This window comes from Faecalibacterium sp. IP-1-18, assembly GCF_023347355.1.
GTDB lineage: Bacteria > Bacillota > Clostridia > Oscillospirales > Ruminococcaceae > Faecalibacterium > Faecalibacterium prausnitzii.
Window position 1 is genome coordinate 2,111,680 of sequence record NZ_CP094472.1, and the last position, 13,808, is coordinate 2,125,487.

19 protein-coding genes and 2 pseudogenes are annotated in these 13,808 nt (G+C 50.2%); 2 read left to right on the forward strand and 19 right to left on the reverse strand.

What is annotated here, in order from left to right:
* Positions 1 to 3 precede the first annotated feature (3 nt).
* The 14 genes and pseudogenes from MTP43_RS09985 to MTP43_RS10050 form a co-directional block, all read right to left on the reverse strand.
* On the reverse strand, positions 4 to 612 hold the full coding sequence (locus MTP43_RS09985) for a class I SAM-dependent methyltransferase (RefSeq protein ID WP_113620888.1): 609 nt from the start codon (positions 610 to 612) through the stop codon (positions 4 to 6).
* A 1-nt stretch (position 613) separates the two neighbouring features.
* Positions 614 to 1,228: a class I SAM-dependent methyltransferase gene (locus tag MTP43_RS09990; RefSeq protein WP_005922546.1), complete on the reverse strand. Its 615-nt coding sequence runs from the start codon at positions 1,226 to 1,228 to the stop codon at positions 614 to 616.
* 455 nt (positions 1,229 to 1,683) lie between these two features.
* Positions 1,684 to 1,905 carry a hypothetical protein gene (locus tag MTP43_RS09995; protein ID WP_113620887.1) on the reverse strand — a complete coding sequence of 74 codons (222 nt, stop codon included), beginning with the start codon at positions 1,903 to 1,905 and terminating at the stop codon, positions 1,684 to 1,686.
* Positions 1,906 to 2,043: 138 nt separating this feature from the next.
* Positions 2,044 to 2,556, reverse strand: a complete 513-nt coding sequence (locus tag MTP43_RS10000; RefSeq protein WP_005922551.1) for an NAD(+) diphosphatase — start codon at positions 2,554 to 2,556, stop codon at positions 2,044 to 2,046.
* Positions 2,557 to 2,558: 2 nt separating this feature from the next.
* Positions 2,559 to 3,050: an HD domain-containing protein gene (locus tag MTP43_RS10005; protein ID WP_113620886.1), complete on the reverse strand. Its 492-nt coding sequence runs from the start codon at positions 3,048 to 3,050 to the stop codon at positions 2,559 to 2,561.
* A gap of 53 nt (positions 3,051 to 3,103) precedes the next feature.
* Positions 3,104 to 3,364 (reverse strand): hypothetical protein, encoded by a 261-nt coding sequence (locus MTP43_RS10010; protein ID WP_249234789.1) that lies wholly within the window; start codon positions 3,362 to 3,364, stop codon positions 3,104 to 3,106.
* A 15-nt stretch (positions 3,365 to 3,379) separates the two neighbouring features.
* The gene (locus MTP43_RS10015; RefSeq protein ID WP_181573306.1) at positions 3,380 to 3,610 is read right to left on the reverse strand and encodes a DUF554 family protein; all 231 of its coding nucleotides are present in this window, start codon (positions 3,608 to 3,610) and stop codon (positions 3,380 to 3,382) included.
* A 26-nt stretch (positions 3,611 to 3,636) separates the two neighbouring features.
* Positions 3,637 to 4,161: a peptide-methionine (S)-S-oxide reductase gene (locus tag MTP43_RS10020; RefSeq protein WP_249234790.1), complete on the reverse strand. Its 525-nt coding sequence runs from the start codon at positions 4,159 to 4,161 to the stop codon at positions 3,637 to 3,639.
* Positions 4,162 to 4,351: 190 nt separating this feature from the next.
* Positions 4,352 to 5,386 (reverse strand): alcohol dehydrogenase, encoded by a 1,035-nt coding sequence (locus MTP43_RS10025; RefSeq protein WP_113620883.1) that lies wholly within the window; start codon positions 5,384 to 5,386, stop codon positions 4,352 to 4,354.
* 235 nt (positions 5,387 to 5,621) lie between these two features.
* On the reverse strand, positions 5,622 to 6,086 hold the full coding sequence (locus MTP43_RS10030; RefSeq protein WP_055191187.1) for an Hsp20/alpha crystallin family protein: 465 nt from the start codon (positions 6,084 to 6,086) through the stop codon (positions 5,622 to 5,624).
* Positions 6,087 to 6,323: 237 nt separating this feature from the next.
* Complete coding sequence (locus tag MTP43_RS10035) at positions 6,324 to 6,659, reverse strand: pyridoxal-phosphate dependent enzyme (protein WP_005921378.1); 336 nt, start codon at positions 6,657 to 6,659, stop codon at positions 6,324 to 6,326.
* 12 nt (positions 6,660 to 6,671) lie between these two features.
* Positions 6,672 to 7,496: a purine-nucleoside phosphorylase gene (locus MTP43_RS10040; RefSeq protein WP_015536935.1), complete on the reverse strand. Its 825-nt coding sequence runs from the start codon at positions 7,494 to 7,496 to the stop codon at positions 6,672 to 6,674.
* Between the two features lie 270 nt (positions 7,497 to 7,766).
* Positions 7,767 to 7,835, reverse strand: a pseudogene (locus MTP43_RS14420) (hypothetical protein); the annotation flags it as partial.
* A gap of 36 nt (positions 7,836 to 7,871) precedes the next feature.
* Positions 7,872 to 9,671: a DUF262 domain-containing protein gene (locus tag MTP43_RS10050; protein ID WP_005921374.1), complete on the reverse strand. Its 1,800-nt coding sequence runs from the start codon at positions 9,669 to 9,671 to the stop codon at positions 7,872 to 7,874.
* Between the two features lie 165 nt (positions 9,672 to 9,836).
* Between MTP43_RS10050 and MTP43_RS10055 the strand changes: the two genes are divergently transcribed.
* Positions 9,837 to 10,718, forward strand: coding sequence for a DUF5131 family protein (locus MTP43_RS10055; protein ID WP_333529547.1), 882 nt, complete (start codon positions 9,837 to 9,839; stop codon positions 10,716 to 10,718).
* A 14-nt stretch (positions 10,719 to 10,732) separates the two neighbouring features.
* The gene (locus MTP43_RS10060) at positions 10,733 to 10,894 is read left to right on the forward strand and encodes a hypothetical protein (RefSeq protein WP_005921359.1); all 162 of its coding nucleotides are present in this window, start codon (positions 10,733 to 10,735) and stop codon (positions 10,892 to 10,894) included.
* An 80-nt stretch (positions 10,895 to 10,974) separates the two neighbouring features.
* Here the strand turns inward: MTP43_RS10060 and MTP43_RS10065 are convergent, their stop codons facing one another.
* The 5 genes and pseudogenes from MTP43_RS10065 to MTP43_RS10085 all read right to left on the reverse strand — a co-directional run bounded on the left by MTP43_RS10065 (position 10,975) and on the right by MTP43_RS10085 (position 13,773).
* Positions 10,975 to 11,427, reverse strand: coding sequence for an aminoacyl-tRNA hydrolase (locus MTP43_RS10065; protein WP_005921358.1), 453 nt, complete (start codon positions 11,425 to 11,427; stop codon positions 10,975 to 10,977).
* A 12-nt stretch (positions 11,428 to 11,439) separates the two neighbouring features.
* Positions 11,440 to 12,027: a pentapeptide repeat-containing protein gene (locus MTP43_RS10070; protein WP_005921356.1), complete on the reverse strand. Its 588-nt coding sequence runs from the start codon at positions 12,025 to 12,027 to the stop codon at positions 11,440 to 11,442.
* A gap of 12 nt (positions 12,028 to 12,039) precedes the next feature.
* On the reverse strand, positions 12,040 to 12,462 hold the full coding sequence (locus MTP43_RS10075; protein ID WP_005921354.1) for an HAD hydrolase family protein: 423 nt from the start codon (positions 12,460 to 12,462) through the stop codon (positions 12,040 to 12,042).
* Positions 12,447 to 12,907, reverse strand: a pseudogene (locus tag MTP43_RS10080) (DUF523 domain-containing protein). Before MTP43_RS10080 ends, MTP43_RS10075 begins: the two are co-directional and overlap by 16 nt.
* 488 nt (positions 12,908 to 13,395) lie before the next feature.
* A complete protein-coding gene (locus tag MTP43_RS10085; protein ID WP_044959774.1) occupies positions 13,396 to 13,773 on the reverse strand; it encodes a desulfoferrodoxin family protein in 378 nt (125 codons plus the stop codon).
* Positions 13,774 to 13,808 lie beyond the last annotated feature (35 nt).

The following is a 13,808-nucleotide window of genomic DNA, read 5'->3' on the forward strand; positions in this document are numbered from 1 at the left end:
ACCTCATTTCTGTGCTGTGATGCAAAGCCAGCCCTTTTTATTTTTGTGGCTCTGAATCTGACAAAATCCTGCCTGCTCCAGATATGCTTTCAGGGCAATATCCGTGTAGATGGTCATACCATCAATGATCTTCGTCCATTTGTCGTCTTTTGTCGTTTCGCCGTTTGCTTCGTTACAGATGAAAAAGATTCCGCCGGGCTTCAGCACTCGATAAACCTCTCTGAAATTCTGTGCAAGCTCCGGCCAGAAGTAGACCGTTTCAAAGGCGGTCACCACATCAAACTGCTCCGCTTCAAACGGCAACTCTGCCACACTTGCCTGCTGCACGGTACACCGTCCTGCCGCAATGGCTTTGGCATTGACCTTTCGCGCTTTTTCCACGCTGACGGCTGAGTAGTCGATGCCCTGCACCTTGCCTTTGGGACACAGTTTCAACAGCGTTTTAATGTTCGCCCCACCACCGCAGCCGCAGTCCAGCACCATGGCATCCGGGGCAGGCTGCAAAAAATGCAATCCCCACGCTGCCATTGCACTGTGCCCAAAGTTCATCATGGCAACCATGATCTTCCCGCCAAGACCTACGGGCTTGCGGGTGTTTTCAAAGAAGGACATATCACACCTCCGATTTCACACATTCCGTATAGGTCAGCGGAAAAGATGCCTTTAGAACAACACTTTTTCGCACTGTCCAATCATTCTGTTGCAGAAATTTTAGGTATTCTTCACTCGTCCACTTGCTGTGGAGAGGAAAGCCTGCCAGATTCATGAAAAAGGCTTTGATCTTACCGGGAAATGAGTTTTCTGCGTGCGTAAAGGTAGGCGCAATCAGCACACCGTCATCCTTCAGCACCCGTTTGATCTCTCGCAGTGATTTTTCTGGCTGAGGCACAATGTGCAGTGCGTTTGATACGATTACCACATCGAATGATTTGCTCGCGTATGGCAGAGAAAACATATCCTGCACGGAAAAACGCAGCTTCGCAGAGTAATTCCCCCGTTTGGCCTCTGCAATCATTTCCGGAGAGGCATCCGTCGCCTCGATGTGTGCCGCTGCTTTTACGATGTGCTTGGCGATCAGTCCCGTTCCGGTAGCCACCTCCAGCACTGTTTTGTCTTTCACGACCGGACGGATCAGCTCATACATTTTCTCGTATACTGCCCTGTCTTTTCGCATAAAGCAGTCATACAGACCTGCATTTCTGTCCCAGAAATTCTTGTGTTCTCGCATTGCTGTCTCTCCTTTTATAGTTAGTTTTGTCTAACCAGCACGCGCACATTTACAAGTTAGGTTCGGCTAATTTCATGCATTTAGGAAAAGCCGCATTTCTGCGGCCTTTCGGCTTATACAAATAGCTTGCTGCAAACATCACACATCTGCGCTTTCAGCCACTGAGGATAACACCTCTCGATCTACCCCTTATGGAAACAGCCAAAATCTATTTTCACACCATTGCGGTGACTTTTGCCTTCTTATCCATATTATATCGTGCTCACTTCTTTTTTGCAATGGTATAGTATAGTAAGTTTAACAAGAATCCTCCGATTTCGCGTCGGCCTCATAGGCGCACTTTAGTTGTCCTTGCAGGACTACCTACGGTTCGTTTTGACTTTTCAGTGTTCTATACAGCCGAATTGGGGCAAAAAATACCCCGTTAGTTTCCCAACGAGACATCGAAGATGATTCTATTCTGTTTTCTGTATACCATTTGTTGAAATTTGCGCGAGGTTCGGCAGGTAAAACAGCTTATTTCCAGAAAAATCAGTCAACGGCAGAGGCTGCGCAAAGTTTTGCCGCAGCAATTCGGCAAATTCTTTGACGCTGACAGTCGAGTACTTGTATTCCATCCGATTGAGTTCAAACAAATGCTTATCTGAAAGCATTTTGGCAAACTGTGCCCCATCCATTCTGTCCACCTCGCAGTTGATACTTATTGATACTATATAGTATCAATATATCGATTCTTTATAAAAAGGTCAACCGAAACAGGCCGAACCAACTTTTTTCCATACTCTCCGTCAAAATTCCCGTGGTACAGCCACGAATCACATCTCCATCGGCTTATTCCCCACTTCGTCCAGATACGCATTCAAAAATTCCGCTGCAAGGCTGTTGGGACGGATGTTTTCTCTGGCTTCCTGTGGGGTGAACCACTTGCAGCGGTCCACTTCGTGGTTGATATGCAGCGCCTTTGCGGTTCTGACGAAAGCCGTAAAGTTGCACATCAGCGTGTTGGACGGCTCAAAAAACTTAGTACGGTTGAACCGGAGGTGCTCTACTTCCAACCCGGTTTCTTCCCGGACTTCCCGCACCACGGCGTGTTCTTCTGCCTCACCGCGGTTCACATATCCAGCCACCAGAATATAAGAGGGCTTGCCGTACTGCTGGATGAGCAGAATTTTCCCGGTTTCCTCATCCACAACAATCATGCTGACTGCCACATTGTACATCGGGAACCGATATTGCTGGCATTTCGGGCAGTAAGGCACAATGCCCTCTTCTTCCAGTTCTTTTTCAATCAATGCCGTACCGCATTCAAAGCAATGCTTCTGAATCATTTTTACACTCCAAACACTGTTTTCATCAGCCGGATACCCGCTGCCGTCTTCATCGTATGTTCCATAAAGGTTCGGATTGCCTGCTGGTCGTACCCGCTTTCGGACGCATTGACGATATAATCTGCCTCAATCAGAATCTGATAGTCAATGCCGTCGATCTGCGCCGGACTATGGTGGTGCCCTACCAGATAGGCCACACGGTCGATCTGTTCTGCTGTCATGCCGGTATCCGCCAAGAACTCCCGCACCAGCGGGGCACCCTCCTGCTCCTGATATTTACCATTGGTGTTGCCGTACTTTTTGCGGCAGAGCGGGCAGGCGATATCGTGGGTGATGGCCGCCACCTCCAGAATAAACTGCGTGTCTGCGTCCAGCTCCTCCAGCTCACCAATGGTTTTGGCATAGGTCCACACGCAGCTCAGGTGCGTGATATCGTGAATATTCCCTTCAGAAAAGGCGATCATCTTTTCCATGATCTGTGCAATGGTCATCATTTGTTTTCACTCCCGTTTTTAATACTTAAATGTTCACCTTGATAAACGCGAACTTATTCTTCAAATTTTTTATGACACTTTGGACATTCTTTAGGGATCGGCCTATAACCAACAAGCGAGCAACCGCAATAAGGACATTTCATCATGGTGAAATGATATACAATACCACCACCAACAACCATTGCACCGATTAGCAGGCATAGGTTTACTCTGTACTCCTTTGCCGTCATTGCTCCTATTACTGCGAGCAATATTCCTATCATCAAAATGATCCAAGAAATGGCAGCCTGCTTTTGTGGGCTATTGTTTTTCATATAATCACACCCCCTCTACAAATTCCGATTCATAAAATCCCCGTCAGAAGAGCCACCGGTGTTCAAAGTTCCGTCTGGCCTAACCGTCAGTATCTTGGAGAGCGTTCCCGCCGCTCCCAGAAACACCACGGAAAAGCCCGTGGCTTTGATGATTGTATCCTGATAGTGCTCTTTCAGAAAGCGTTTGAACAGAATACCCAGCACACCGCCTATCACAATGGCCAGCGCATTGATGATCGTTCCCAATCCCCGCATTTTCGTTTTTCCTTTGCTTACTGATTCCTGTATTTGTTTAAGACTTCATCCGGGATATGACAGTAGTTGCAGTCTTCCGGGTACCGCTCCAGATGGTGCTGATGCTCCTCTGCACTCCGGACGTAATTCGTCAGCGGCAGCACTTCCACAACGATTTTATCCCGGTCCTTCCGGCTGTCAATGAAGGCTCTTGCTTCTTCCAGATGTCCGGGATTTGTGCTGTAAAGCCCCGTGCGATACTTTTTTCCAACATCAACGCCCTGTTTGTTCAGGCTGTACGGGTCGATGATTTCAAACAGATGCTCCATAAGCTCTGTAACACTGGTACATTTCTCATCAAAGACCACTTTAACGCACTCTGCGTATCCATCATACTGGCCGTCCAGCGTGTTTGTTGTTCCGTTGGCTCTCCCGGCTTCGGTTGTCCGTACACCGGGCACCGTGTCAAAAAAATGCTGGACGCCCCAAAGGCACCCGCCTGCAATGTATACCGTTTCCATACTCTTGACTTTCCTTCTTTTACTGGTACAGTTTGCATCCATGCTTTGTACTCCTTACGGTTTCCTTGCTAGCTGCAAATCGATCCATCATACCAACTCACAAAAAGTGCTTCCGCACCATTGCAGAGTAATTATCATATTGTTGAAAGCCATATCGCTCATAAAATGGGATTGTTTTATTGTTACAGCTCTCCGGGGCCACTTTATGTGCGTTGTGCCTCGGCGCAGACCGTCAGCACTCCACTGCCACCTTGATCACGCCGTCCCGTTTCTTTTCAAACAGCTCGTAGCCCTCTGCGATTCGGCGCAGGGGGTAGGTGTGGGTGATGAGCGGTTCGGTATCGATCTTGCCTTCTGCGATGAGACGCAGCGTTTCTTCACAATCGCAGCCGTCCACGCCGCCGGTCTTGAAGGTAAGGTTTTTGCCGTACATCTCCGGCAGCGGCAGGGTCTGTGCCTTATCGTACAGCGCCACCACCGTCACAACGGCGTTGGGCCGTGCACACTCCCATGCCAGCCGGAAGGTGGAGTCTGCCCCTGCCACCTCCAGCACCACATCGGCCCCGCCGTGGTCGCTGTGGGCACGCGCAAAGGCGGCGCAGTCCTCCGGCTGCACGGTGAGCACCTGCGGGTAGTGCCGACGGATGAACTGCAGGCGGCTTGCGTCCTTTTCACAGACGATGATGCGCTTGGGGCTGTGCAGCATGACGCACAGCAGCGTGCAGATGCCGGTCGGCCCTGCACCGAGGATCAGCACGGTATCCTCGGGGGTGATTTCCGAGATGCGTGCCGCCCAAAAGCCGGTGGCCAGCACATCGCCCACCAGCAGCGCCTGCCGATCGGTAACGCCGTCCGGGATCTTGTTCAGTCCCTGATCCGCAAAGGGCACCCGGACATACTCGGCCTGCCCGCCGTCGATGCGGCAGCCCAGCGCCCAGCCGCCGTTTTGATCGGTGCAGTTGTTCACGAAGCCTTTTTTGCAGAAAAAGCACTCTCCGCAGAAGGTCTCCACGTTCACCGTCACCCGGTCGCCGGGTTTCACATTGGTCACCGCACTGCCCACTTCTTCTACGATGCCCACCATCTCGTGCCCTACCGTGATGCCGGGCACCGCCCGGGGCACGCTGCCGTGCTTGATATGCAGATCGCTGGAGCAGATACTGGCAAGGGTCACCTTTACAATGGCGTCCCGCTCGTGCTGCAACACCGGCTTTGGTTTTTCCATCAGGGCAAACGTTCCCTCTGAAACATAGGTATAGGTCAGCATGCTTTTTACCTCCATGCGCTTTGATCTTTCCGAACGGAGTATACCGCAAAAGCCAGCCGCTCTCCCGGCTCACAGGATAGTGAAGTACCTCCATAAATTCTGAGTTGCTGTTCTCAGTATACCATGGTTTTCCCTTGCGGAAAAGATAGCGAAACAAAAAATGCCCCCGGAGAGCTTGTTGCAGCTCTCCGGGGGCATCCTATATACGTTATGCCTTGGCGCACACGGTCGGCATTTACTCGATCTCAATCAGATTCGGGTTCTCAGGCAAAGCCTTCGTCTGCTGAGGAGCAGGCAGCTCGATGTGCAGGACGCCATCCTCAAACTTTGCGTGGATGTCTTCCTTCTTCACATCGCCCACGTAGAAACTGCGCGCGCAGGTGCCGGAGAAGGATTCGCGCCGCAGATAGCGGCCCTTCTTATCCTTTTCGTCGTTGCTGTGGCTGCGCACTGCCTGAATGGTCAGGTAGCCGTCGTTCAGATCCATCTGAACGTCTTCCTTCTTGCAGCCCGGCAGGTCAACCGCTACTTCGTAGCCGTTGTCCGTCTGTTTGACATCGGTCTTCATCATGTTTGCACCGCGCTTACCAAAGGTATCACGAGCCTCACGGTTCATCATACGTTCCAGTGCAGCGTCATTCCAGAACGGATCGAAGAAATCATCGAACAGGTTTTCATGGAAAACAGTCGGCATAAGCATAAATCATTCCTCCAATCCCGGCGTTCGGGTCGGGGCAAAAAATCTGAAGCGTCCACTCAGAAAGGCTTTCCGGGGAGCCCTGCGGCTCTCCTTTTGCCCTTCCTCCTGAGCACGCCACTGTTATAGCACCGTTCATTAGCAGTGTCAATAGAAGAGTGCTAAAATTCATGAAAGAATAATACTTTTATAAAATCCTATGCAATCTTTTCAAAATTCAGTCGCATCATCGTGTTTTTATCATTTCTGCCGGTACATCGGCGTAGACAGATATTTCATGCCGTTGTCCGGGACGATGACCACGATGTTCTTTCCCTGATTCTCCGGTCTGCGGCCCACCTGCACCGCTGCGTGCAAAGCCGCTGCTGCCGATGTGCCCAGAAACAGTCCTTCCGCCCGCAGCACCTCATGGGCCGTTTCGTAGGCTTCCTCGGTGCGGACATTGATGCACGCATCGCTCCAGTCTGGCCGCAGATAGTCGGAAAGTGCGCTTTCCGGCACATCATACGCCGGCAAAACGCCATCTATGCTCTGCGCATAATCGTAGTTGAGGGAACCAAACGAAAGGATTTTCATGGTATATCTTTTTTACTTCATTCTCTGAATCACCGCACCCAGCCATCGGCACAGGGTATCGCCTGCCTGATTTGCGATCTCCAGCACGCGGGCGTGGCTATGCTTGACCGTCTGGATGCCGGTGGCCATGTTAGTGATGCAGCTGACGGCCAGTACCTTCATGCCCATGTAGTTGCAGACCATGGTTTCCGGCACGGTGCTCATGCCCACGGCATCGGCTCCCATCCCCGCAAAGGCGCGAATTTCAGCCGCCGTTTCATAGCAAGGGCCCATAAAGCCCATGTAAACGCCCTCCTTGTAGGCAATGCCCAGTTCATCGGCAGTCTGCTTGGCAAGGTTCCGCAGTTCCAGACTGTAAGATTCGGTCATGTCCGGGAAGCGGGGGCCGAAGCGCTCATCGTTGGGGCCAATGAGGGGGTTCGTGCCCATCATGTTGATGAAGTCGGTAATGAGCATCAGGGTGCCCGGCGCAAACTCCCGGTTGATGCCGCCGCAGGCGTTGGTCAACACCACCTTTTCCACGCCCAACAGCTTGAACACATAGAACGGGTAGCAGACTTCCTTCATGGAGTAGCCCTCATAGAAATGGAAGCGGCCTTCCATGGCGTAGACTTCCGTGTCCCCCAGCTTGCCAGCCAACAATGCGCCTTTGTGTCCTGCCACCGTGGATACCGGGAAGTTGGGGATATCCTTGTAGGACAGTTCTTCCGTGTCCGTAAAGTCCGCGGTCAGCTTGCCAAGGCCGGAGCCCAGCACCACCGCGATCTTCGGGCGCTTTTTCGTGTGCGTCTTGATATATTCCGCACTTTCCAGTGCCTTTTCATAAAGATGTTCCATACCGTTCTCTCCTTTTCCCAAAAAATTCGATATACTCTCTGGGTTCAGTATATCGGATTTTTCAGGCCGATGCAAGACGCCCTTCATCGAGTCTTATTAAAAACCAAGGAGCAGATACTTCACATCACGAGTGTGTTGTATCTGCTCCTTGGTTCTCCGAATGTCTTATCTCTGGCCGATGTTCCACCGAAACAGCTCATATCCTTCCCGGATATTCTCCGGCAGACGTTTCAAAGTCTCGTCCCGCAGTTCCTGCGGCATCCCGTAAAAAGCTTCGGCAATGCCGCCGGTGATGCAGGCAAGGGTGTCGCTGTCGCCGCCCAGAGAGACCGCATTGCGAAGTGCATCCCTTTATATCAAGTTTCACCTTTGAAATCAGAGAGAATCATAGTATTGATGTATTTTCTCGGCCATCAGTTCCCGACGCCTTTGTAGAAAATCCTGATAGTCGCCAATCTCCATGCTTTCAAATCCGTCTGGAATACAATTCTGTTTAAGATTTTCAGCCAGCCTATCTTGTTCTATGATTCCACCATAAACAGGCTTTTTCGTATTGCATTGCCCTATCACTTCAGTCATATAGTGGGCTGGCGAACTATCTTTAATTTTAATGTTGATTTCCTGTTGAATAAAAGCATAATTCGCAATTTGATTGTATTGTGCTTGCACAATTCCATTTTTTATCAAGTAATTTTTCGGGAACAAATGGTGAATATCGCCTCTGTTTTCCAACATGGACTCAATATCAATTTCCATCGACAAAAAGCCTTTATCGTGTGCCTTGACCTGTGCCACAAGGAACATATTGAAATATGGACTGCTCGCAACCGATGTGTTCAGCCGTTGAACAAGATTCACCTTCCAGTACGCCTCAGATAATTCGCCCGCCTCTGTGATATTCAGGTACTGCGTCGGATCATCATAAGCAAAGAATCTCTTAATGTCGTAATCAAATGCAGACTCTGGCGAGCCAGAAGAATATCTTCCCGTCAAAATAGACAAAGCCAGCCACTTGCGTACAATCTTTTCAATTTGATTACTATCCACTTTTCGTTCACGAAGTGCAAGAAAAAGCGCATAGCCAAAGTTCAAAACATTTTGTGAACGAATCAGCGATTTTTTCACAATTCCCGCTGAGCGCACAATCATCAAATACCGTTCGTAATTTGTCTGATTCACCGCTTGCAGAACTGCCTCATGTAATTGATTGAACGACCTTTCTTCTATTTCGATCTTAAATTCACGCGTTTCAAAATCTCGACCTGAAAGCAAGCTAACCAAATCTGCTAGCTTTCCTCGCTTGAATTTATATGTAAATGCAACACGAAGAATATCCGTATAACATGTGCGATAAATCGGTGCATTCTTTGCAGCTGCCCACTTTATAGCTTCGAATTCCGGTCTCGCCGCAAATTCAGCATCATTTTTCTTGATTTCTTTCAAATCCTCCGGAGACTCCAACAAATGACAGAAGTAATCAATCGTTTTTCGGGTCACATTTCCATTATATATTTCATTCGAAGAAATCTTAGACATTGCAAAATCTGCTTGCGACAGAACCACACCCTTAGAATTGATTCGAATAAAAATTTCCGTTACACTGTCAATATCCAAATCTTCTGCCAGCGTAATAACACCAATGCTATTATTTTGTATTGCCCTCAACCGATTGATTGTGTCATTGATTTCCTGTGCTTTGTCCATAATTCCGTTTTTCTGGCAATATTCCATCACAAAAGAAAAAGAACCAAAGGACACATCCAGCACTTTTGCAATATCCGGAATCCATTTACTGCTTTTTTGATTTGCGGAATTTGCCACTTCAAATATTTCGTCAATGGGGTTAAACGCAATACAGACCCGTTTCCATTTATAGTGGCTGTCTAAAACCTCCTGTCCCACAATTGCAGCCGCCATAGCAGTAATACGCTGTTGCCCGTCGATCAGAACTTTTTTCCCTATTGCAACTGTTCCGTCTTTCAACTTTACACTTGGATTTTGCCATACGATAATATATCCGACCGGAAAGCCCTTATAGAGCGAATCCATCAAATCACGCACTTGCGTTGCGTCCCATACAAATGGACGTTGCATTTCCGGAATCGCAATATTACCGGATTTTATATCCGCCAAAAGCACATCCACCGTATAATTATTCACGCTATATCGTGCCATAGTCAAATTCCTTTCTGTTGTATCATCCTGGAATTCTATCTAAAGTTGTTTTCATACAAAGCGTTATTAAATTTTGTTTAATCTTATCACATCCGGCGGGGCGGTGCAAGGGGTGCTCTTGTTTCCTGTCCGCGCAGCTATTATAATAATAGGTACCGAAAGAAGGTGAGCTTCCTGCACGACATCTGGAATCCATGGCACGGTTGCGTCAAGTGCAGCGAGGGCTGCCAGAACTGCTACATGTATTTTCTCGACCGGATGCGGGACCAGAACGGGGCCGAGATCTACAAAACGAAAAGCGGCTTTTCCTACCCGCTCCAGAAAGACCGCGCCGGACACTACAAAATCCAGAGTGGTGAGCAGATCCGGGTCTGCATGACCTCGGATTTCTTCTTGGAAGAAGCCGACCCGTGGCGGGTTGAGGCGTGGGACATCATGCGCCAGCGCAGCGATGTGGTGTTTTTTCTGCTCACCAAACGGCCGCAGCGGGTACGGGAGTGCCTGCCGCCGGACTGGGGCAGCGGTTGGGACAACATCTTTTTCAACGTCACCTGTGAAAATCAGCGCCGCGCCGATGAGCGCATTCCCATTCTGTTTGACCTGCCCTTCAAGCACAAGGGCATCATGTGCGCGCCCTTCATCGGGCCAGTAAGCATCCGGCAGTACCTTTCCGCCGGGCAGATCGAGCAGGTCATCTGCGGCGGCGAAAACTATGATGGTGCCCGCCCCTGCAATTTTGATTGGGTCAAGTCTCTCCGGCAGGAATGCGTGGATGCCAATGTGACCTTCTGCTTTATCGAGACCGGCACTGTGTTCATCAAAGACGGTAAACGCTACCACCTGCCCAGCAAGCAGCTGCAAAGCCGAATGGCCTGTAAATCCGGCATGAACTATCAGGGCAGGCCCATTCATTTTGACCTCGTGGACGACTGGGGCTACCCCATCCCGCAAGAGGATTTATATGTGCCGCATTTCCGCGCAAACTGCGAGACCTGCGGCAGCAAGTTGATCTGCAACGGCTGCAGCGATTGCGGAAAATGCTTATAAAATAAAGGAGTTCTATGAAGAACCAGAAGAAAAAATCGTTTCCCCGCAGAGTGTTCCTCTGCCTGCTGGCTGTTTTGCTGGCCGTCTGCATCGCATTCGGCATTTACGTCAGCGACTACTACCACACAGACCCCGCCGCCGAGGATGCACTGGCGGCGGGGATGAATCTTCAATAAAAAGCAAAATATCCCGACCATTTTCCTGTATGTCACAGGAGAATGGCCGGGACTATTTTTATTATTCCGCGAACCAGCACTCAATACAAATGGAACTTATGGCTGATCTGGTGTGCAATTTCATCCGGCAGCGGGCGGAAGCCGATGCAGGTCAGGGTCATGCCTTCTCCGTTTTCATCAAATTCTTCCGGCTCCAGCTCGGTGTGGCAGGCATCCCGGATAAGGAAGAAGTCTTTGTTTTCCACAAGGCCCAATTCCTCGGCAATTGTCTTTGCTTTCAGCAGTTGATTGCGGTTCTTTGCCCCACATACGGTCTTGGTAAACGAACCATCGAACCATTCTTCATAGGTTGCTTTCTCCAACATGATTTCTGCCCGATAGCCGGTAATTTCTCCGTCTTTCTCGATGGGTTCCACGCCCTGTCCCATGCCGATGGGGTCGGTGAGGAATGCCAGCGAAGCGTGGCAGCACTGCGCCGCCAGCTTACCGGGAGACATCTGCAGATCTTTTCGTGCAATGATGAGTTGACGCATTTTTTCTCCTTCTTACGACAGCTTGATCTTCAAATCTGCCAGCAGATTCACCGCTTCCGGCAGGGAAAATTTCGCATCCTTCAGGCGGCTGCCCAGAATGTCCACCTTATAACCGGCGGCATCCCGGAAATCCGCCTTACGCAGGTCACACTGGTAGAATTCCGTTTCGTGAAGTTCCACGCCCTTGAAATTCGCCAACTGCATCTCGCATTTGGCAAACATTGAGCCGACAATTTCGTTGCCATCCGAAAAGTCGAAGCGGTTAAAGTTCATTTCGGTGAAGGTGTTATATTTCAGACTGCACTCTTTCAGCGTGTGGATAGGGTCCGGGAAGGCACCGTTGGACATCAGCGGTGCCCACTCGATTTCCTGCAAACGGCAGTCCTCAAAATCCAGCGATTGCACCGAAGAATGGGTGCTGCGCAGACCTGTGATCTCACACCGCACGAATTGGCACTCGTTCAGCGTGGTATGATCCAGTTCGCATTTGGTAAAGGAGCAATCCACAAACACGCAGTCGGTAAAGTCGCAATTCTCAAAAGCCTCCTCGGTGAACGACAGGTCAGCAAACCGTTCACCCTCACAATAACGCTCTGTCATAAAATTCTCCTGTCAGTGCAGTTCTTCCGGCAATGCCGTGCAGCCTTCCAGCACATCCTGCCAGGTAGCTTCAAAGTGCCCGGTATACCATGGGTCGGCCACATCGCCGGGGCGACGGGTATGATCCATCAGCAGAGACACTTTATGCTCCGGGTCGCCGCCCACAAAGCGCGCCATATTGCGCAGGTTGTTGTAATCCATGCACTGTTCGTCCTTATAAATCACACCGCCGTTTTCGCAGAGAAACACACAACAGTCTGCCACCGGTGCAAAGAGCTTGCGCAGGCTGGTATACTGCCGACCGGATGCCGGGCAAAACAGAATGCCGCGCCGGTGCAGCTCCCGTATCTGCTCAAAGATCTCGTCTTCCAGCTCTTTCCTGCCGTATTGCAGCAGCGTACCGTCAATATCGCTGCAAATCAGTCTGATTGACATTTTCCGTCCTCATTTTTCAAGATAATTTTAGGCAATTCCCCGGCATCCAGAACACGGATGCCTTCGTCCATCAGCATCTTGGCAAAAACACCCGTCCGGGAATCTTTGTCCCGGAAAACGTTCCGTCGTAGATTTCCTTCACGCCGCAACTGGGACTGCGGGATTGCAGGATGGCAAGCTCCACCCCATTTTCTTTTGCGATGGCAAGGGCCTTGGCTGCGCCCGCTCGGAACTCCCGGTCCACATTGATGCCCTCTTTGTTCGTGACAACGCCCTGCACGATTTCCGCCGGGCACCGCGGTGTGGGCAGGCCGCCCAAAACCTCCGGGCAGACCGGAACCACCTGATGCCCCCGCGCAAAATCACAGACCGCCTGATTGTAATTGTTTCCGCCGCTGTATTTGCAGTTTTCGCCCAGCAGGCAGGCGCTGACCAGAATCTTCATTGTTGCGCGCTCCGTTTTTCAGATACTGAATCTTTTCCCTATTCTACCACGCTTTTGGGCATTGAAAAAGAGGATTCTGCTTTTTCCTATTCCCATACCGGGAGGTCCGCCGTAATCTTTTCTAATTCCTGTGCAAGAAACGTCAGTCTTTCCCTCAGATGGTTGTTATGCGGTGCATCTCCGTTCAGCAGATAGTCCGTTCTGACATTCAGGCAGGACGAAAGATCCTGCAGCAACTCAATCGAACAGCAGCGGCTTCCCGTTTCAACTTTTGCAAGATGGTTCGCACTACACGCAGCTTATCCGTAGATTGCAAGTTTGTTGCAAGTTAGTTTTAAGTTTCGTTGCAAGTCTCCTATTCTTACAGATACCACTCTGGTCTGCTGCTTCATTGTAACCGTCAAAAGAAAAGACGCTTCAGCCAACATTAAATTCTCATCAAAAAACAGGGAGTGACATCAAATCACTCCCTGTTTGCATTGATTGTATCAGAGTTTCGTCATCCAAAGGCCATGCAGGTTGCAGTATGCGTAAACAGCCACCGGCTTTTCACTTCCCAGTTCAAACCCCACGTTGGGAGCCTGCCCCGGATTCAGATAGCGGATCTGCCCGCCGTCCTCAGTCTCCACAAAAATCCACTGAATATAGTGAACATCCGCCATGGGGTGCTCCACCGCGCCCACTGTGACCGTGAGACGACTGCCGGAAAGCTCTGCCACCGGCAGATGCTTCTCGCCGCTGGCTTCCACCGTATTGGGAACCAGCTCTTTCATTTTCTCCCCGCAGCAGACCGGCGGAACGCCTGCGTTATGGATGGTAGTGACGAGGTTGCCGCAGTGATTGCAGATGTAAAACTTTGCCTTCATATCGAAATCCTCCATCGGAATGTTGTCGGTGTGTT

Bases quoted from the DNA above. Each gene is read 5' to 3' on its own strand.
- MTP43_RS09990 (WP_005922546.1), bottom strand. From the start codon at position 1,228: ATGCGAGAACACAAGAATTTCTGGGACAGAAATGCAGGTCTGTATGAC.
- MTP43_RS10030 (WP_055191187.1), bottom strand. From the start codon at position 6,086: ATGCTTATGCCGACTGTTTTCCATGAAAACCTGTTCGATGATTTCTTC.
- MTP43_RS10035 (WP_005921378.1), bottom strand. From the start codon at position 6,659: ATGAAAATCCTTTCGTTTGGTTCCCTCAACTACGATTATGCGCAGAGC.
- MTP43_RS10075 (WP_005921354.1), bottom strand. From the start codon at position 12,462: ATGTCAATCAGACTGATTTGCAGCGATATTGACGGTACGCTGCTGCAA.
- MTP43_RS10050 (WP_005921374.1), bottom strand. From the start codon at position 9,671: ATGGCACGATATAGCGTGAATAATTATACGGTGGATGTGCTTTTGGCG.
- MTP43_RS10025 (WP_113620883.1), bottom strand. From the start codon at position 5,386: ATGCTGACCTATACCTATGTTTCAGAGGGAACGTTTGCCCTGATGGAA.
- MTP43_RS10005 (WP_113620886.1), bottom strand. From the start codon at position 3,050: ATGATGACCATTGCACAGATCATGGAAAAGATGATCGCCTTTTCTGAA.
- MTP43_RS10085 (WP_044959774.1), bottom strand. From the start codon at position 13,773: ATGAAGGCAAAGTTTTACATCTGCAATCACTGCGGCAACCTCGTCACT.
- MTP43_RS10020 (WP_249234790.1), bottom strand. From the start codon at position 4,161: ATGGATGCAAACTGTACCAGTAAAAGAAGGAAAGTCAAGAGTATGGAA.
- MTP43_RS10000 (WP_005922551.1), bottom strand. From the start codon at position 2,556: ATGATTCAGAAGCATTGCTTTGAATGCGGTACGGCATTGATTGAAAAA.
- MTP43_RS10040 (WP_015536935.1), bottom strand. From the start codon at position 7,496: ATGGAACATCTTTATGAAAAGGCACTGGAAAGTGCGGAATATATCAAG.
- MTP43_RS09995 (WP_113620887.1), bottom strand. From the start codon at position 1,905: ATGGATGGGGCACAGTTTGCCAAAATGCTTTCAGATAAGCATTTGTTT.
- MTP43_RS10070 (WP_005921356.1), bottom strand. From the start codon at position 12,027: ATGACAGAGCGTTATTGTGAGGGTGAACGGTTTGCTGACCTGTCGTTC.
- MTP43_RS10060 (WP_005921359.1), top strand. From the start codon at position 10,733: ATGAAGAACCAGAAGAAAAAATCGTTTCCCCGCAGAGTGTTCCTCTGC.
- MTP43_RS09985 (WP_113620888.1), bottom strand. From the start codon at position 612: ATGTCCTTCTTTGAAAACACCCGCAAGCCCGTAGGTCTTGGCGGGAAG.
- MTP43_RS10065 (WP_005921358.1), bottom strand. From the start codon at position 11,427: ATGCGTCAACTCATCATTGCACGAAAAGATCTGCAGATGTCTCCCGGT.
- MTP43_RS10010 (WP_249234789.1), bottom strand. From the start codon at position 3,364: ATGAAAAACAATAGCCCACAAAAGCAGGCTGCCATTTCTTGGATCATT.